This window comes from Desulfogranum mediterraneum DSM 13871, assembly GCF_000429965.1.
GTDB classification, from domain to species: domain Bacteria; phylum Desulfobacterota; class Desulfobulbia; order Desulfobulbales; family Desulfobulbaceae; genus Desulfogranum; species Desulfogranum mediterraneum.
On the sequence record NZ_KE387004.1, the window covers coordinates 367325 to 387604 of the forward strand.

At 56.8% G+C, this 20280-nt stretch carries 8 protein-coding genes and 2 pseudogenes; 8 read left to right on the plus strand and 2 right to left on the minus strand.

Translation table 11 applies throughout. The features are described from left to right. Window positions 1–10 precede the first annotated feature (10 nt). Genes G494_RS0116505 through G494_RS0116520 form a run of 4 tightly spaced genes read left to right on the plus strand, consistent with a single transcriptional unit; the run spans window position 11 to window position 9605 of the window. Window positions 11–739, plus strand: a complete 729-nt coding sequence (locus tag G494_RS0116505; protein WP_028585396.1) for an ABC transporter ATP-binding protein — start codon at window positions 11–13, stop codon at window positions 737–739. Then, window positions 729–5618, plus strand: coding sequence for an FtsX-like permease family protein (locus G494_RS24075; protein ID WP_051305788.1), 4890 nt, complete (start codon window positions 729–731; stop codon window positions 5616–5618). Before G494_RS0116505 ends, G494_RS24075 begins: the two co-directional genes overlap by 11 nt. Beyond that, a complete protein-coding gene (locus tag G494_RS0116515) occupies window positions 5615–7603 on the plus strand; it encodes a DUF6785 family protein (RefSeq protein WP_028585397.1) in 1989 nt (662 codons plus the stop codon). Before G494_RS24075 ends, G494_RS0116515 begins: the two co-directional genes overlap by 4 nt. A 43-nt stretch (window positions 7604–7646) precedes the next feature. After that, window positions 7647–9605, plus strand: coding sequence for a hypothetical protein (locus G494_RS0116520; protein WP_028585398.1), 1959 nt, complete (start codon window positions 7647–7649; stop codon window positions 9603–9605). Window positions 9606–9658: 53 nt separating this feature from the next. Here the strand turns inward: G494_RS0116520 and G494_RS0116525 are convergent, their stop codons facing one another. Continuing rightward, a complete protein-coding gene (locus G494_RS0116525) occupies window positions 9659–11464 on the minus strand; it encodes an AAA family ATPase (protein ID WP_028585399.1) in 1806 nt (601 codons plus the stop codon). 276 nt (window positions 11465–11740) lie between these two features. Here G494_RS0116525 and zwf point away from each other — a divergent pair, with 276 nt between their 5' ends. From zwf to G494_RS28155, 3 genes and pseudogenes are all read left to right on the plus strand, one after another. Continuing rightward, window positions 11741–13201: a glucose-6-phosphate dehydrogenase gene (zwf, locus tag G494_RS24080; RefSeq protein ID WP_035247033.1), complete on the plus strand. Its 1461-nt coding sequence runs from the start codon at window positions 11741–11743 to the stop codon at window positions 13199–13201. A gap of 332 nt (window positions 13202–13533) precedes the next feature. Next, window positions 13534–14169, plus strand: coding sequence for a PEP-CTERM sorting domain-containing protein (locus tag G494_RS0116535; RefSeq protein WP_028585400.1), 636 nt, complete (start codon window positions 13534–13536; stop codon window positions 14167–14169). Window positions 14170–14591: 422 nt separating this feature from the next. Continuing rightward, window positions 14592–14786: pseudogene (locus tag G494_RS28155) on the plus strand (hypothetical protein); the annotation flags it as partial. Between the two features lie 351 nt (window positions 14787–15137). Here G494_RS28155 and G494_RS28160 read toward each other — a convergent pair. Further along, window positions 15138–16111 (minus strand): annotated as a pseudogene (locus G494_RS28160) (integrase core domain-containing protein). Between the two features lie 255 nt (window positions 16112–16366). Here G494_RS28160 and G494_RS0116555 point away from each other — a divergent pair. Next, window positions 16367–20128: a hypothetical protein gene (locus G494_RS0116555; protein ID WP_028585403.1), complete on the plus strand. Its 3762-nt coding sequence runs from the start codon at window positions 16367–16369 to the stop codon at window positions 20126–20128. Window positions 20129–20280: the final 152 nt, after the last annotated feature.

Below are 20280 nucleotides of genomic sequence, written 5' to 3' on the forward strand. Positions count from 1 at the left end.
GAGGACGACCATGGAGCATGCAATAGTCCGAACCACGGATGTGACCAAAAACTTCCAACTGGGCCAACACCAGCTGGAAGTACTCAAGGGCATCAGCCTGACCATTGCCCCGGGCCGCTATATCTCGATCATGGGCCCCTCGGGTTCCGGCAAGTCCACCCTGTTCAACATGATCGGCGGTCTGGATAAACCCAGCTCCGGCAAGGTCTTCATCGACGAGGTGGATATCGCCCAGCTGGATGCCTACGAGCTGGCCTGGTTACGCTGCCGCAAGATCGGCTATATCTTTCAGACCTTCAACCTCATTCCGGTTATGACGGCCCTGGAAAACGTCACCCTGCCCATGACCTTTGCCGGCACCTCCGGTGACGAGGCCATGGAACGGGGCATGGAACTGCTCAGCCAGGTGGGCCTGGCCAGCCGCTACGGCCACAAGCCCTCGGAACTCTCCGGCGGACAGCAGCAGCGGGTGGCCGTGGCCCGGGCCCTGGCCAACAATCCGGCCATCATCCTGGCCGATGAACCCACCGGCAACCTGGATCTGACCACCGGCGAAGAGATCATCACCCTGCTCAAGGAGATGAGCGTGGAGCGGGGGGTGACGATCATCTCCGCCACCCACGACTTCAAGATGTTGAATGTCTCCGACGAGGTCATCTGGATCCGCGACGGCAGAATCGATAAGATCGAGAAGCGGGAAGAGTTGAACATCTCAGTAGGGACCATCCATGAACGCTGAGCACTGCCCCCTCCACCTCCCGGACGGGCAGCCGGGCCGGAGCTTCCCCTTACAGCTGGTTTGGCTGGCTCGGCTGCCCCTGATCCTGCTCTGGGTGATCCTGCTGAGCGTTCTCCGCGCGCCTGCCCCGGCTCAGGCTGCAGAGTCCATCGCAGCCACAGGGGAAAACGATCTCGGCCAGGAGCTCCGCCGAACCGTGGCGCAGCTCGCTGCAGCTCCGGAACGAACCACCGGCAGCCCGGGCAGCCTGGCTGCCGCCCAATACATCCAGGCCCGCTTAGAGGCGGCCGGTCCGGCTGAACTGGGTGTTATTGACTTTGGTCTGCCCATCCGTAAGCATCGGGGTTCAAGCCTGCGCCGGGGCAGCCAGACCGTAGCGCTGAGCCCGCTGCTCTACAACGCCATCACCCCCCAGGACCTGCCCCCGGAGGGCTTGAGCGGCGACCTGATCTATGTGGGCCCGGGTGAGCTGAGCGACTTCAACGGCCTGGAGGTGAAAGGTGCCATCGTGATCATGGACTTCAACTCCGGTCGTAACTGGCTCAACGCCGCCTCCCTGGGGGCCTCGGCCCTGATCTACCTGGCCGAGGAGCCGCCCTTCAGGGCCAGGTTCCTGGAAAAAGAAGAACTCTCTCCGATCCAGTTTCCCTGTTTCTGGATGAGCACAGCCCAGCTCCGTGCATTTCTGAACCCAGCTACCGGGACCGCCCTGCCCCGGCTGACCCGGGAGGTCAGCCTGACCAGCTCCATCCGCTGGGAAAGAGGGGTCGGCCGCAACCTCTATGCCCTCTTTCCCGGCAGCGATCCCCGGCTCAAGGATCAGCTGCTGGTGGTGGAGGCCTTCTACGATGGTTCCTCCTTTATCCCGGGCAACAGCCCGGCAGCCGACCAGGCCCTCTCCATTGCCGGCCTGCTCGAGCTGGCAGACCGGCTCAGGCGTCATCCCCCGCAAAGACCCTTCCTGCTCATGGCCACCAGCGGCCACAGCCAGAGCCTGGCGGGCATGCGGGAGATGATCTGGACCGCCGGAGTGGCCTCCAAAGAGCTGCGCCGCCAGGCAAAGACCCTCAAGCGTGACGCCGGGAGCCGAAGCCGCTACCTGGAGGTGTTGGCACTCTTCCAGGCCAGAGAGCCGGAGCCGCCCGACGGCCTGCTCTTCCAGGAGGCGCTGGCAGAGGTGCTCAAGCTGGAGATCGACCGCCTCTCCAGCCGACTGATGGAGCTGCGCCTCCGGGAGGGAGAGCAGAGTCCGGAAGAAGAGATCGCCGCCCTGGCCCAGCAGCGGTTGGAGTTGCGCCAACTCAGCTGGCGCACCGATTTTTCCGGACTCAAGGCGGCTGAACTGGAGCTGCTCCAGCCCCTGTGCCTGAGTGCCCAGGCACGCCATCGCCGGGTCTTGGCCGAGATCCGGGAACAGCAGGAGATGCTCAGAAAGAACCGGGCCCTGCGTTCCCTGCTGACAGATTACGAACCCAGGGCGCTGGTCTCCCTCCACCTCTCCAGCCACGGCAACGGCCTGGGCGCCTTTGAACGCGGCTTCATGTATCCCCTCCGCGCCCGGATCAACCGCACCAGTGCCTTTCGGGAGATCGACCGGGTCCTCCAGGAGGTTGCCGCAGCCGCCCCGCCCTCGGCGCCGGTCTTTATCTCCACCCTGCGCCCCAACCGGCTCCAACCCTGGCAGGACCTGCTCCCGGACAAGCCCCAGCTGGGCGGCGAGGTCAGTTGTCTGGCCGGCCTCCCCGGCCTTACCCTGGCCACCACCGGCGACCTGCGCAGCGCCTGGGGCACCCCGGCAGACACCGTAGAGCAGGTGGACTGGCCGAGAGCCGCAGCCCAGTGGCAGCTGGCCAGAGAGCTGATCCTGGGCCTGGATCAGGCCCAGGACCTGCCCCTGGGCTATATCCGTGACGGTTTTTCCACGGTCTCCGGCAAGGCCAGTCTCCTCCTCCATGGCGAGCTCTTTGCCGAACAACCGGCCCCCGGGACCATGCTGCTGGCCTTCCAGGGCCCCAGCCGCTACCATGCCCTCAGCGATCAACAGGGCCGCTTTATCCTCAAGGGCATGGCCGACAAGAAACATGTCCAGGATAAGGTGATCATCGAGGGCTATCGATTTTCCCGCCATGACGGCAGGGTACGTTGGGCCATCGACAAGAAGCTCACCGGCAAGTCCTCCTACCGGATCAAGATGCAGCGCCGGGCCATGCGCACCGACCTGGTGATGTTTCCCTGTGAACAGCTCACCCTCTTCAACCTCCTGGAACCCCGCAGCCTGCGCTACATGACCAAGCTGCAGCTCATCGATGGCCGCCGGGAGGCGCCGCCGCTGCGCTACTGGTACAGCCGGATCGATACCCGCTCCTCCATCATCGCCTCCCTGTTTCTGGAGCCGGGAACCCGGCTTAAGCTGACCCTCTCCGACACCATCCTCAAGAAAAAGATGATCCTCACCCATGGGGATCCGACCACCCCCATGGGCAGCGGCTATGACCTGGACACCAGCCCGGCCCTCCACAACACCGCCTACCTGACCGCCAGGGACCTGTGGAGCCTGCTGGGCCCACGGATCGAAAACCTGGAGCAGCACGGCATTCACAACCAGCGCATCACCACCCTCCAGGAACAGGGACTGGCAGCGCTGGCCCAGGCCGAGCAGGCCCTGAGCAAACGCAGCTACGCCACCTTCTACGAGGCTGCCAACACCTCCTGGGCCCTGGCCGACCGGGTCTATGACGATGTGGAGACCACCCAGAAGGACGTCCTCTTCGGAGTGCTGTTCTACATCGCCCTGTTCGTACCCTTTGCCTTCTGCCTGGAGCGGCTGCTCTTTGGCTATGTCTCCATCTATAAACGCATCCTGGCCTTCTGCCTGATCCTGCTGCTGCTGATCGCCGTCATTGCCCGGGTCCACCCGGCCTTTGCCCTGGCCTACAGTCCCACGGTGGTGATCCTGGCCTTCTTTATCATCGGCCTCTCCCTGCTGGTCACCATGATCATCTTTTTCCGCTTTGAGAGCGAGATGACCCTGCTCCAACGGAGGGCCTCCCATAAACGGCCGGCAGAGATCTCCACCTGGAAGGCCTTTGTGGCCGCCTTTTACCTGGGGGTCTCCAACCTCCGCCGCCGCAGGCTCCGCACGGCCCTGACCTGCCTGACCCTGATCATCCTCACCTTTACCATCATGAGCTTTACCACGGTGAGCACCATCCGCAGTCAGCATAAGCTCAGCTTCGACCCCCAGGGCTCCTACCAGGGCATCCTCTTAAAAAACATCGGCTGGCAGAGCCTTCCCAGGGAGAGCCTCTCCATCTTCCGGGCCCTCTTTGAGGGGACCCCGCTGGTTGGGCCCCGGGTCTGGCTGGCCGCCGATGAACCCAGCCGGGCGGCCCGCATTCAGGTGGAGGTGCAGGAGCAGCCCTTCCTGATCCAGGGGCTGATGGGGCTCAGTCCCCGGGAGCCGCTCCTCAGCAGCCTGGACACCATCCTGCTCAAGGGACGCTGGTTCACGGAAGAGGAGAGCAACGGGGTCCTGATCCCCGCTGCCCTGGCGGCCCGGCTGAACATTGATCCGGACCAGGCAGACCAGCCGCCCCTCAAGCTCTGGGGTATCCCCCTCAAGGTCACCGGGATCTACTCGGAAAAGCTGCTGGCCCAACGTCCGGATCTTGACGGCGAACGGCTCACTCCGGCCATCTTTCCCGCCCAGGGCATGCGGGAGATGAGCGAGGTGGAGAAGGAGGCCCTTGAATCGGGTGAAGACCTCCACAACGTCCAGGGCCGGTACCGCCATATCGGTACCGACCAGATCCTGATCCTGCCGGCCTCGACCCTGCTCACCCTGGGCGGGGAGTTGAAGAGTGTGGCCCTCCGCACCCGGGAGCCCGTCAGCAACCAGATCCTGACCACCCTGACCGATCGCTTCAACCTGACCCTGTTCAGCAGCGAGCCTGACGGGGTCTTTGTCTATAATGCCAGTGACTCCATGAGCTACTCCGGGATGCCCAACATCCTGATCCCCCTGATCATCTCCGTTTTGATCGTCCTCAACACCATGATCAGTTCGGTCTACGAGCGCAAACGCGAGATCGCGGTCTACACCTCGGTGGGCTTGGCTCCCAGCCATGTCGCCTTCCTCTTCATTGCCGAGGCCATGGCCTTTGCCGTCATCTCCGTGGTCCTGGGCTACCTCCTGGCCCAGATCAGTGCCGGCTTCCTGGCCGACACCCCCCTCTGGGAGGGGATTACGGTCAACTACTCCTCCACCGCCGGGGTGGCGGCCATGATCCTGGTGATGGGGGTGGTGCTGCTCTCCGTGATCTATCCCTCCAGGGTGGCGGCCGAGATCGCCATCCCGGATGTCAACAAGAGCTGGGAGATGCCCACGGCCCAGGGCGATACCCTCGGTGTGACCCTGCCCTTTTTGATGCGCTACAGCGAGCACCCTTCCATCTGCGGCTTTCTCTACAGCTACTTCCAGGCCCACCAGGATGTCTCCCACGGGATCTTCTCCACCGGCCCCATCGAGGTGGTCGACGCCACCGACATGCAGGCGCACAACAGCCGCCAGCTGCCCATGGCCGACGGCTGTCTCCATCTCCGGGCCAAGGTCTGGCTGGCGCCCTTTGACTTCGGGATCATGCAGTGGGTGGACCTCCAATTCTGCCAGGCCGCCGAAGGCAAGGACTTCCTGGAGATCAGCGTGACCATGAGCAGGAAGTCCGGAGAATTCACGGTCTGGCGACGGGTCAACACCGCCTTTGTCCACACCCTGCGCAAGCAACTGCTGGTCTGGCGTTCCCTGGAACCCGAGGGGCATCGCCACTACGCCGGGCTCCTGCCCAGCAACCAATCCCAGGCCGAGGAGAAGCGTTCATGAGCAGCCAAGCAAGCCAGCCACGTCCCATCAGGCCCAGGGCCATCATCATCGGCACCCTCCTGGCTGCCCTGATCTGCGGGCTGACCCCGATCAATAACATCTACAACCAGGCCACCCCCCTGGGCGGCGGCCACTTCCCCCTGGCCCCCTTCTACTTCCTGCTGCTCACCACCCTGCTGGCCGGCCTGCTCTCAAGGATGATGCCCAGGGCCCGGCTGATCACCGGCCAGGAGCTCCTGGTGATCTGGATGCAGATGGTGATCGCCTCGGGCATCGCCTATACCGGCCTGACCAGGACCTTCTTCATCAATCTGACCGTGCCCTTCCAGTTTGCCACGGCCGAAAACAACTGGCAGTCCATCCTCCAGCCGCTGCTGCCCAAACTGCTCTACCCCGAGGAGGGGGCGGTGGCCACCCTCTACAACGGCCTGGTGGACGGCCGCCGGATGGACTGGCTGGAGGTCCTGGCCAACATCCCCTGGCACTACTGGAGCCGGCCCCTCTTGGCCTGGTCGATCTTTATCTTCCTCTGCTACACCGTGATGGTGGCCCTGATCAACCTGCTCTCCCGGCAGTGGATCCACAACGAACGGATGAACTTTCCCCTGCTGCGGGTGCCCATGTTGATGAGCGAGAGCTATGACCAGCAGGGACTGGCGGGCTTCCTGTTCCATCCCTACCTGCTCTGGGGCCTCTCCCTGCCGGTGCTGCTCCACCTCTTCAACGGCCTCAACTACTACTTTCCCTCGGTGCCGGCCCTGCCCACCCTGGTCCTGGCCGGGCCCTACTTTCCCAAGGTGGGGTTGCTCTCCGGCTTCATCAAGCTCAAGCTCTACCTCTACCCGGTCTTCATCGGCTTTGCCTTTCTCACCGCCCGCCAGATCTCGCTCTCCTGCTGGTTCTTCTTTCTCCTGGGCAGCCTGCTTGTCGGGCTGCTGACCGTGATGGGCTACAACATCCCGGCCTCTGCCCTGGGAGTGACCTTTGGCCCCACCCTGGCCCGCCCCGAAGAGATCCAGATGATCGGGGCCTACGGGGTCTTTGCCCTCTTTCTGCTCTGGCTCTCCAGACAGCAGCTGGCCTATGTGCTCAGGCAGGCGGTGAGCCCGGGACCGGTGGCGGTCAACACCGAATGGTTCTCGGTGCGGCTCTCCTTCTGGATCGCGCTGGCCGGGATGGCGGCCATCGTCGCCTGGAGTGTGTTCTTCGGGATGCGGCCCCTGAGCGCCCTGCTGCTGGTGCTGGCCTTCTTCATGATCACCCTGGTGGCCTCGCGAATCATCTGCCAGGGCGGCCTGGGTTACTTCACCCTGACCGCCGCCCCCATCGACGGCCTGCTGGTCCTCTTTGGCCCGGCCCTGTTTTCCAAGGCAGGGCTGTTGATCGCAGCCGTGGCCCAGAAGGTCCTGTTTGTCGATCTGCGGGAATCACTGACCCCCTCCCTGCTCCATGCCCGTGAGGTCCACCATCGCCTGGGTAACCGCCGCCTGCTGCTTCTAGGCATCGGCCTGACCCTGGTCACGGCGGTGGCGGTCTCCTTTACGGCCATGCTGGCCCTCTGCTACAAGTACGGCATCCGGGAGCTCCAGCTGGAGTGGGCCACCCGCACCTCCCTGGGGGTCTATGAAAACATCGTCCGCTTCAACGACTCCGGGGTCGAGGCCAGTCGCTGGCTCAAGATCTTCACCCTGGTGGGGGCGGTGGTGATGCTGCTCCTGGTCAGCTGCTACCACCGCTTCTACTGGTGGCCCATCCACCCCATCGGCTACCTCACCGCCTACTCCTCGGCCATGCGGATCCTCTGGTTCTCCTTCTTCCTGGGCTGGCTCTGCAATGCCCTCTGCATGCGCTACGGCGGGGTGAAGCTCTTCAAGAAGCTGCGCTTCTTCTTCATCGGCCTGATCATCGGCGACCTGCTCATGGGAGGAAGCTGGGCCATTGTCGGCCTGTTCGCCGATGGCTCCTACCAGGTCCTGCCGGACTAGAGAGCGCCACTCCACCAACCTGTGCAAGGGATAGAACGACCTGATGTATGATGATAAGGAATTACAAGAATATCGGGACCTGCTGAAGACCCCGGAGCACTTTGAAGAGGGCTTTGACTGGAAGACCGTGGTGGGTGCGGTCTTTATCGGCTTCCTGATGATGCCCGGCTCCATGTATCTCCAGCTGGTGATCGGCGCAGGCATCGGTCCGGCCGCCCGCTGGGTGACGATCATCCTCTTTGCCGAGATCGCCAGGCGCGCCCACACCAGCCTGCGCCAGCAGGAGATCTTCATCCTCTACTACATGGCCGGTGCCGCCCTGGCCTCCCCCTTCCAGGGGCTGTTGTGGAGCCAGTACCTGGTCCAGTCCGATGCGGCCAAGATGCTGGGGGTGGCCGAATTCATCCCGAGCTGGATCGCCCCGGGTGCCGACTCGGAATCCATGCTCCAGCGCAGCTTTCTCCACCGGGACTGGCTGATTCCCATCCTGCTGCTGGTGGGCTCCCAGATCATCCAGCGGATCGACCGTTTCGGCCTGGGCTATGCCCTCTACCGGATCACCTCGGATGTGGAGAAGCTGCCCTTTCCCATGGCCCCGGTGGGGGCCCTGGGGACCATGGCCCTGGCCGAGTCCTCGGAGGAGCAGCAGTCAGGCTGGAAGTGGCGGGTCTTCTCCATCGGGGCGGTGGTGGGGCTGGCCTTTGGCGGCATCTATGTGCTCCTGCCCGTGGTCTCGGGCCTGATCTTCACCGAACCCATCCGTTTGATCCCCATCCCCTGGATCGAGCTGACCCGGCACACCGAAGAGCTGCTCCCGGCCGTGGCCACCGGGGTCCAGCTGGATCTGGGCCTGGTCTTCATCGGTATGGTCCTGCCCTTCTGGGCGGTGATCGGCGGCCTGATCGGCCTGATCATCACCATCGTGCTCAACCCCATCCTCTGGGACAAGGGCATCCTCCACCGCTGGCACCAGGGCATGGGCACAGTGGACACGGTCTTTGCCAACAACTTTGACTTTTACATGAGCTTCGGCATCGGCCTGGGGCTGGCCATCGGGGTGATCGGCATCTGGTCGGTGGTCCGCTCCTTCGGCAAGAGCGGCCCTGATCGGGGCAGCCTCAGAGACCTGTTCCACCCGCCTCAGGGGCGGGGGGACTTCAACTTCTGGATATCCATCGGCATCTACGTCTGCTCCACCCTCAGCTATGTGGGACTCTGCATCTGGCTGGTGCCCAACTTTCCCTGGATCTTTTTTCTTGGCTACGGCTTTCTCTATACCCCGATCATCTCCTATATCACCGCCCGAATGGAGGGGATCGCCGGTCAGTTTGTCAGCCTGCCCATGGTCCGGGAGGCGAGCTTCATTGCCGGGGCCAAGTACTTCGGCTACCAGGGGATCGAGATCTGGTATGCGCCCATCCCCATCCATAACTACGGCGAGGCCACGGTGGGTTTTCGGGAGATCGAACTCACCGGTACCTCGCTCCGGGGGATCATCAAGGCCGAGCTGGTAGTCTTCCCGGTGGTGATGGTGGCCAGCCTGCTCTTCTCCCAGTTCATCTGGCGGCTGGCCCCGATCCCCTCGGCAAGCTATCCCTATGCCCAGGAACTGTGGCACCTCCAGGCCCTCAACACCCTGTTGATGCAGACCTCCACCCTGGAGGGCAACTCCCTCTTCTTCCAGGCCCTCAATGCCGGCTACGTCTTCTCGGGCCTGGGCCTGGGGGTGGTGATGTATATGCTGCTCTCGCTGCTGGGACTGCCGGTGCTCTTGATCTATGGGGTGGTGCGGGGATTGGGGCAGTCAACGCCCCACGGGGTCATTCTGGAGGTGGCCGGCGCCATCTTGGGCAGATACTACTTCCACAAACGCTACGGTACGATGTGGCGGCAGTATGCGCCGGTACTGCTGGCAGGATTTTCCTGCGGCATGGGCTTGACCGGGATGTTTGCCATGGGCTTTGCCCTGATCCTCAAGTCCTTGAGTTACATGGCCTACTGAACAGAGCCTGGGGAGCAAACCAAGACCAGGGGGTCCCCCCCCCCGGCATCCGGTCAGTCTTCGCTCTTTTTCAGGGCCGCGGCAATGGCCACGGCATAGGGGTGGTGTTTGCGAAGAAACACCGGCATGGTATTACGCACCTGCCTGGCCTCTTCCATGGTGGGATAGATGCCGTAATAGACAAACAGGGTGGGCGGAGTGGTTTTTTTACGGAGGATATAGAGCTGGTCCTTGATGGCGAAATAGGCATCCTGGGTCAGCATCCGGGTCAGGTTCTGCTCGGCCTGGGTGGAGGTCAACATCATCAGCTGGATGGTATAGGAGCCACGGTAGGCCTCGGCCAACCAGTTGGCACTGGCCCGCCGACGTTCCTTGAACAGCAGGCTGCCGTCGCGACCGTTGACCGGCTGATCCTGGGGAGGCTGCACCACCACCGGCGGGACGACCAGAGACTGGGCAGCCCTGCTCCCCCTGGGCTGGGGGGGCTCCACCGCGCGTTTCTTCTGCTCCGGACCGATGGTCACCACCACCGGCTCAGCCTTGGTCGCAGGGGCAACCACCACGGCTGCAGGATCTGCAGTCGGCGTATCCAGGGGTTCGAACCGATTCTCCAGGCGCTCTTCAGCAATGGACGCCTGGCCGGAACTGTCTGCCCCTGACTCAGGCTCCTCCAAGACCTCTCCTGCCAGCGCGTCCTCGGTCTGCTCTGCTGCCTGCTCAGATGCCTGCTCAGGTGCCTCTTCAGCTACCTGAGCAAAGCTCCCTGCCGCTGAGCCGGCAACCGGCTCAGCGGCAGGGGGAGGCGTCTCTTCAGCCACGGGTTCCAGCTCCCGTTCTTCCGGAGCAGGGGAGATGATCGCCAACGAGTCTTGCCCCGAAGTCTGGCCCGGCTCCTCCTGGTCCGTCCCATCTCCTGAGAGCAGCATGATCAGCAACACGACCATCACCAGGGCACCGCCAGCAGCACCTGCCAGGAGCCGGTTCTCCCGGAAAAAGCCGGGCAGGAAGCCCAGCTGCTCCTCCATCCGGACAAAAAGCGAATGAACGGCTGGTCCGGCAGGCTCCTCTTCCACATCGACATGATCGAGGAGCACCATAAAGGATTTATCGGTGCAGGAGTTCTGGAGCGACTCTTCGGCCAGGATGTTGATCATCCGCATGTTGCCCTGGGCCGAACCATGGATCTTGGTGATGGCCTCCGAAGAAAAGATCTCCTCATGGACATGGCGGGAGAGGCCAGCCTCCTCCAGGCGGAAGGTGAGGTACTGGCCGGTCTCCTCCTCGCTCAGGGGCTCCAGGGTATAACCGGCGTTGATATCCACATTGGCACAGAAGATCGACAACTGTTCCAGATTGACATCCAGGCCCGGACGACCGGCCAGCAGGATCCGCAGGGTCTGGGCATCCTCGGTATCGCAGATGGCCCGGACCAACCGCTCCAGGGTCGCCAGAAAGAGTTTCTCGGCCTCATCGATGATGATCAGCACCTTCCTCTTGGCCTGTCGCCGCTGGCTGACCAGTTTGTGGAGCTCCTGGGCAAAGTTCACCTCTTCATGGCCGCCGCTGGGATTCATCCCAAGGTCCAGACAGATGATCCGGAGCAGATCGTCAAAGGAGCCGATGGGGTTATCCAGGTAGACCACATCATAGTCGGCTGGGATCTGCTCAGCCAGAAGCCGGCAGATCAGGGTCTTGCCGGAGCCCTCACGCCCGATAAACTTGAGCAGGGGTGAGCCGCCGCTCATATCCCGGATCAATGAGCGGCAGATAGCCTCCCGCTGACCGCCCGGATAAAAGATATGAACATCGGGCTCTTCCTTAAAGGGCGGGTGGTTTAGATTAAAATGTTCCAGGTACATTGCGGTATATGGGAATTCAGGTTGAGGTCTAGGAAAAATACACTTCAAGGGATTCTATCACAAGTCAGGCGATTATCAACGACTTACCAGCTCCTGTACACCTCTTTTTTCCCATCTGCTCCTCTTTTTTCTTAAAAATGGGCAAACGCCGAGCGCTGCCGCCCCGACTGCTCGCTCATTTTTCTGGACATTTGGGCGACCACTGATCATGGTTTAGGGTAATCTCCCGATTCAGCTCCAGCCGGCACAGTCAACAGCACCTCCAGAGGAAGAGCTATGGACCAGCACGCCTGCGAAATCCTTCCCCGAGCAGAGCTCGAGCCCTGCACCATCATCATCTTCGGCGGCTCAGGGGACCTGACCTCCCGAAAGTTGATCCCCGCCCTGCTGACCCTGTTCAACAGCGGCCAACTGCCGGAGCACTTTAGCATCATCGGCTGCAGCCGGACCAGGATGACGGACCGCCAGTACCGGGAACACCTCCAGCGCAGTGGATCGGCAGGGCGCAGTGCAGAGGAACTCCAGGGCTGGCAGGCCTTCAGCAGACACCTCCACTACTTCCCACTGGAGTACAACCCGGCAGGCTTTGCCCGCCTGGCAGCCCACCTCCGCCGACAGAGCGGCAGCCGGCAGCCAAGTGCCAACCTCCTCTTTGAGCTGGCAGTACCGCCCCGACTCTATCCCCTGATCGGCGAACTCCTGGGCCAGGCCGGCCTGGCCGACCAGACCCGAGGATGGTCACGGCTGGTGGTGGAAAAACCCTTTGGCCACGATCTGGCCACGGCCCGCTCCCTGAACACCACCCTCCACCAATTTTTCCAGGAAGAACAGCTCTTCCGGATCGACCATTACCTGGCCAAGGAGACCATCCAGAACCTGTTGATCTTTCGCTTTGCCAACGCCATCTTTGAGCCCATCTGGAACCGCCGCTACATCGACTCGGTACAGATCATGGCCGCCGAACAGCTGGGGGTAGGCACACGGGCCGGCTTCTATGAGCAGGCCGGGGTCATCCGCGACATGTTCCAGAACCACCTGATGCAGCTCCTGGTCCTGACCGCCATGGAACCGCCCTATTGTCTGGAGGCCGAGGCGGTCCACGACGAGAAGATCAAGGTGATCCGCAGCCTCCGGACCTTCTCCGCCGAGCGCGGCAGCGCTATCCGCCTGGGACAGTACAGCCCAGGGATCATCGCGGGCAGCAGGGTGCCCGGCTACCGTGAGGAGGCAGGGGTGGCCCCCCACTCCACCACCCCCACCTATGCCCGCCTGACCACCTATGTGGACAACTGGCGCTGGCAGGGGGTTCCCTTTTTCCTGGTTTCCGGAAAACGGCTCCCACGCAAACAGACCCGGATCACTATCCAGTTCAAGGCCGTGCCCCACTCGCTGTTCAGCGACAGCCTGGGCGACGGGATCCGGGCCAACACCCTGACCATCGAGACCTATCCCGAAGAGGCCATCCGCCTGAGTTTCCAGACCAAGAACCCCAGCCCCCAGCTCTGCCTGCGGACCATGGAGATGGACTTCGCCTACCATGAGCACTATCCTGGTCCTGCTCCGGATGCCTATGGCAGGGTCCTGCTGGACTGTATGCTGGGCGACCAGTTGTTGTTCTGGCGCCAGGACGGGATCGAGGCCTCCTGGGCCTTCCTGGAACCGGTGCTGGAGGCCTGCGCAGACTGCGGCGGCCTCCAGCAGCTTCACTTCTACCCGGCCGGCAGCGAGGGCCCCTGAACCCTCCCCGACACAGCCAACCGCCCACGCCAACCACTAATTCCGGAAAACCGTAACAAACAACCATTCAACCTATTATTCCGGAAAAACACCCCTCCCTCTCGCCCCCCCCCTGTCGCCCCAGGGCATCACCGTGACCTTCAATTTGAACGATTGCTCAATAACTTGGAAATAAGTTGTCGCAAAATTAACAAACTGGCACCCCAAATGCAAAAAAGCTGAGAATGTACAGCCAGGGGCCAACTCGGCCCGTTTCAAATCTTGCCCGACTTTTCTTGAGCGTTTGAGAAGGAGGAGCACCATACCCGACAACGCTACCAAGGAGAGTTACCATGAAAGCAGTACAGATCGTTATGGCCGCCACCCTCATTGCCTTAAGCTGCGTAGCCAGCGGCTATGCCCTGCCCGTTTCCGGTGATAGCGTCACCTTTAAAGATGGTATCGGCAGCACCAGTGGCGGTGAGTTCCAGGCCACGGTGACCGACAACAGCGGCAAGAGTGAAACCTACATCACCTTCTGCCTCGAAAAAAATGAATACATCAACTTCAGCTCAGAATACACAGTGACCAATGTGTCTGATGCCGCCGAAGCAGGAGGCATTGGAGGAGCTACAGGAGGAATGGATCCTGTTGAAGATGCGACCAAGTGGGTCTTCTGGAACTATCTGCAGGGAACCTTCGGAGCAAAGTCCACCACTCTGGCCAACCAGGTGCAGAAAACCATCTGGCAGTTGGAAGGTGAGATTAACTGGTTTGGCAACGACACCTTTTTCAAAAACGTTATGAATCAAGCCGATTACTCCATCCAGGGCGGCGTGGTAAAGGTGATGAACATCGAGCGCAACGGCAAGCCGGCCCAGAGCCAGCTCTTTGCCGCCCCGGTTCCGGAACCGGCCACCACCCTGCTCTTCGGCATCGGCCTGGCCGCCTTTACCGGGATCAGCCGGAGAAGAGGCAAACGGGACTAAGCATTAGCCCCCACTGATCGTGGATCCTGGATCCTGGATCCTGGATCATATATAAGGCAGGCCTTCGGGCTTGCCTTTTTTGTTGGCAACGGGCAGAATGAGCTGCAGTGAACCTCCACCAACACCACTCCTTTATCCCAGCCCCATTTGCCCAGATAGGTGATCAGGCGGGCACAGGCATTTTTTCCTTTTTCCCGGAAATCGACTACCGTGCAATCAGACCCGGATCACCATCCGGTTCAAGGCCGTGCCACACGCGCTGTTCAGCGACAGCCTCACGACAGGATCCGGGCCACCCCTGACCATCGAGACCTAACCGGAAGAGACCTCCGCTTCTGTTTCCGGGTCAAGCCCCCCAACCCCAGATCCTGCTGCCGACCATGGGGTTAAATTAGACCTACCATGAACATTATCCTACCCCGGATGCCTATGTGAGGATCCTGCTTGACTGTATGCTGGGCAACCAGCTGTTGTTCTGCTGCCAGGACGGCATCGAGGCATACTGGGCCTTCCTGGCGCAGCTACTGGCGGCCTGCAGCTGCTTCACTTCTACCCTGCCGGTAGCGAGGGACCCTGAACCTTCACCTACGCAGCCGCAAACCCAGGCTAATCACTAATACCGGAAAACCGTACCAAACAACCAACCAGACCATCATTCCGGAAAAACACGTCTCCCCCCCCTTCCCTGTCGGCCCATGGCATCACCCCAACCTCCAATCTGAACGACCAGTCAACAACTTGCCGACAGCCTGTCACAAAACAGACAAACTGGCATTCCTCATGCATAAAACATGGAAATTTTCATCCCGGGCCAGAGCGGAAAAAAACAGGATCATCAAAATCGTCAAAAACGGGGCCAGTGGATTCAGGAATCTGGAGGCCTTCTCAGACATGATTTTCCTGACCGTGGGGGACCTGGATATTCCGGGGCAAATTCCGGCTGCCTTCCGCACACTATAAATGTACTATCAAACCATTGGCCCACCGGCTGTAGCAGGAATCACCTCCGTCGGAAGGTTCGGATACAGCCAGTTTTTCAACGCCTCTGCTGGAGTGACATGACCGAGTGATTTCTGAGCAATATGATGGTTGTAGAACTGACGGTATTTAAGCAATGAATCCTTGAGATGATTGGCCGACTTGAATCTGGTTTGACAAAGAATATCTTCAGTTCGGCTGTTAAAATGTTCAACCATCCCGTTTATCTGTGGATGCCTGAGCTTGATCAGCGGTGCTCAACACCGTGGATTGCGCAAACCTTGTCAAACAGGTGATTACCAATTGGCTCCCTTTGGCCAGTTGCGCAGAAGCGACCAGTGAACTCCTTACCGTTATCGGTGAGAATCTTGCTAATGACAAAAGGAACCGCTTTAATCAGGTATTCTAAAAAACCTTCTGCAGACCTGGTCGATTTATTGGACCTGATTTCCATATAGACCCAAAGCGTTGCCCGGTAAATAGTCGCAAAGAGATATTTCCTGCTTGTCACAACCGGCATTTGCGGCAAGCACTTGACGTCAGCGTGGATAAAACCTGGGCAGTAGGACTTAATCACCTTCTCGAGATGCTTTTCCCTTCTTGTTCCGGCACAAGCTTCTTCAAGTTGAAGACGCCCTACCGACGGAGACAACGGTCCAGGGCATATCGTGACATGGCAGGTTGAATGAATTCACCTATTGCCAAAAGGAGGTCATCCAAAAAAAGAAGCAGGGATTTGCACAGTTCAACGGCTATGGCCTCTTCTGCCGGGGAGCGTGTTGCATGGAGGTCATGGGGGGCGATGGGAGCAATCTTCCACTGATTCCTTATTCTTCTATTTTCCAACGGTTGCTCTGGTAATGTTATATTTCTCTGCCAACATCCTTTCAGAAAGGGTGGATGGCCGAATTTCCTCTCGGATGGCTGGGGGAGTACCAGCCCACCTATGTAGTTTGATAGGCATCTTAGGTCCCTCTGGGGTTATAACCTACCGCGCTTCGCTTAGTGACCTCAATTTCCATATCAGGCTACGTTCCTCAGCCAGACAGAGAAAATGAGGTGTTATTCTGGCTTCAACTCCCCTTAAAGTATGTGCCAGCTATAACACGGAATAAAGGGTAACTCATTCTAGGGATACAATTACTCGGGACGCAACACATTAATCTCAAGCCACCGGTAAAGCCGGTGGATACTTACTGACAAATGGAGGTCCATCTATATGCTTATCAAGAACAAAAAACGATACCGAAAATATGGCCTGGGTATACCCGCCATATTATGTTTTTTATTATTATTTAGCGTTCAGTCGCACGCATCTGGCATGTGCATGAACACGGACGTGGTCGAAGATGGAGACAGTTTAGGAGAAAAAAGTGTATATGACTTGAAGCGAAAATACAGGAAAAAATATTTCTCTTCCGAGTCTGAAGAAAAAGCATTTGACGATTCCCCATTAAATTATCGCGACAAGGTTGAATACTCACCATACTCACCAGCAAATTCAGAAGCAGGGAAGGCAAGGTTTGAATGGTTTAATAAAACGCACCCAAAGACTGCAGACGCATTGACTGACAAATCGTCCATAATTCCTGTGAGCAGTGACGAAGATTTTGTCGAGAAAATTGGTAAGAATCTGTTGTCGGATACGGAAGGCATACTACTAGAAAGAGGAGAGGCTCTGACCAGCGATTTACTGGGAACTTTGGGTGGACCAGCGGATGTTGTAATGTGGGGGCAATTCATGCTAAGCACATTCAACGATGAGAACGCGACCTCGTATGATAAAGCTGCTGCAATATTGAGCTTTTCGCCAATAGGCGTGGTTATGCAGCTTTGGGGTCCAGCTATTGATCAGTTGATAACTAGAGCCAGGGCATCAAGCATACGTCACAGTAGCCATCCGTTTGATACGACCAAGAGGACCATGGCAGATTACGATACAGATCGTAAAAGATGGTATGGCTTTTTTAGGAATTATAGAGATAGGTACCTTCTACAAGCTGCCCGTCAGGTAATAGATGAAACTGTGCTGCAGTATGACAATGCGTATAAAATATCTGTAAGCAACATAGAAAATGCACTGAACGTCCAATTTGAACATTATGACCATGAACTATACAAAGCTATCCAAATTTCCTGGCTACAATACTTGGATAAACAGGACAATGACGAAGGGGACGGACCGGACAATGGTGAAAATTTAATACATACATTTATGATGGATAGTGGATGGAAATATTGTCTCGACCAAACATTGCCGCTAGGTGACAATTTTGTCAATTTGGCTATTCCGATGGCAAAATGTTTAACCGAGGATATTTACTATGAAGCGTACCCGAGTTTTATTGATTTCGTCACAAGCTCAGCCGATTACCACTCCACTGTAAGGGAGTATATCATTCAAAGGCAATGGGCGACACGCAATGCTATTACCTCTATAGATGATATAAAAAAGACACTAAAGAACGATATCAGCAGACAAGTCAGGGAAGAGTGGGAGGCGATTACGCGTAGCTCATTTGCCATAAAAGCGAACGAGACTCTTGAAAAACACTTCACAGCTAGCGCAATGCATGAATTTGTGGATGCGGAATTAGATAGAATGGCAACCGATGAGGAAATTAGGGAAGGAAGGTTTTTGTATTCGGCGGCATGGACGGAAGATCTCTGCGGGGGGCAAGTCACGGGGGGGAGATTATTCACGAAGAGGTGTTCCAAGAAACGAAATCATCCAGCTGTTTACAAGACATTGCAAGACGACTCCCATCCTGAAGTCAGAGCACAATACAACGAGATCCGATCTGGGTTAAACCAGGAGGAGCAGGCTCAAATTATTGAGATGGAGCTAGATAGGTATTTACCAAAGCTGTTAAGTGGTGATGCGTTGGTATTTACAAAGGATAATTTCATGCATTTACCATCTAGGCAACAAGTTTGGCAACAAGTAGACCGTTGTCTCGCTAATAGTCCGCTGTTGCAATGGTTTCTATCGATGCTCTATCCGGGATCGACCCCAGAGCAAGCCGCGAACCTCGTTCTCGACAATCCGAACCTACTAGCGCAGGTAGCAGCGTTTTGCCCTACGGAACCTGCCAATTCAAAGGAAAATAAATTTTTCCTGTATAAACCTGGCGAGATAAATAAAGCAAACGCTGCAGCTCTTTTCTACGCATCCATTTATTCTTTTTATCCAAATGTATACAATGCTAGCCGAAAAATGGACGAGATGTACGAAAAACTGACCAGTTTATTTGATCAATACAAAGATGATAGAAGAATGTGGACTTCGGTATGGCTGGGGCACAATAAGGTATCAGCTTACGAGGTATTGAACAGAAACGATCTCAATGCCCTTATGCGTTTCAAGTTGTTCCTTGATGACAAGGATAAGACTTCATGCAATGGAGCTATAAATAATAACGGATATATTATCGAATCTTTTCAAGGGGCTTTAGACTTGCGCACTTATTATAAATATTTGGAGTATATTGTTTACCCATATTTTTCTAGTACAGCACTATTGACCCATGCTGATCAAGTAATGAACAACCCTGTATATTCCTACTGGAAGGATACGTATAGTGCGCTTGTTGACGAGGCTGTTAATGCAAAAGATAACTCGATATACTTTGACAATATCGATATAGGACAATTTTATTCTGCTGTTTCCGGTCTATATGCAGATTACATTGAGAGCAACCTGCCAAACGATGCAAAAGAAAATGACTACCAAAAACTTGATAACTTCTATCCATTTAACAACCTATACCACTTAAGGTCGACCATTAACAGTTCTTCGAGCGTCCAGAAAATGGAAGATATGGATGGAGCTTTTTTTCAACATACACTTTCTCCAAAATTTATGAAATGGGTAGAAAATAGAGATGTCGATGATATCATAAGCAAGCTCTCAAGCATTAACGGTTACAAACATGAAAATTACATGAAGGGGTTATCGATAGGAGATAACTTTGGCCTGAACAATATATGTGATTTTAAAAATATTGAGGATGCTGTATACACGATGCTAAAACATGAGGATGCATTCGGGAGCAGATATTTCAAGTTGGTTCCTTTCCTGGAGGACTCTTTTAGAGATTTGCTTGGTGTTAATCTCATGGCTTTAGGTGTTGCAGATATGGTGCAGGATAAAGTGTGCGCAGAAGAAGGAGGTTACCAGGAACAGCTATGGCAGGATCATCAGCTGGAAGCAGATGATGTTTTTTCATTTACCTCCGACAATCAACGTCACTTTTACTCGTTAACCCCTACGGGTTTTGAAAATAAAGAACATCTAACTTGGCCAGACTGGGACGAGTCTGATGGTTTTTTTGAACAGGTTGGGTCTATACGTTTAACCGGAAACAGTGTTTACGATGTATTTACGATAGATAACAACCACGAAATAAAAGAGTTGGAAAACAATTCACAAAGGCTATTGGAATATTTCTCTTGGTCACGGAAGGTTATCATCAACACTTACGACGGACACTGGACACAAAATATCGTCCTCCCGGCACATGTGCCTGAGAACACAGAACTAGAGCTTAATGTAAAATCAACATATCCGGTTAACATACACCTAGGTGATAGCATTTACCCTGTTATCAACAATCAAACAGCGAAATTCTACTACAGTTACGGTTCCTGGACAGTCGACCTTGAAGACTACCTTGTAATAAGTGACAATGAGCAAATAAGAAAACTAGAAAATAACCCTGAACAGCTATTAAGATATTTTGACATTGTCGAAACTGTATACATTAAATTACAAAACGGTCATTGGACTCGCACTTTAATTTTGCCCGACAATGCTCCGGACGGGTCAGAATTAATCTTAGACTGTTATGCAGATTGGCACACTATGGTTTTCAACGGAGATCTTGAATATCGAACACTGAAGAATATGCGCGATAAATTCAGAAAAATAAATGGTAGATGGATAGCTACCGGAAGTGTAATACTGCAACCGAGCGAATGAGCTTTGACCTTATCAGACATCAGGTTTATCGACATGAGGGTTACAGGTCTTGATCGTTGCTCATCAACGATGAAAACCAAAAAGGTAACCCTCACGCCCAGACCTGAACCTTAACTTCTACAAAGATAAAAAAGGATTTCAACTAATAGCAC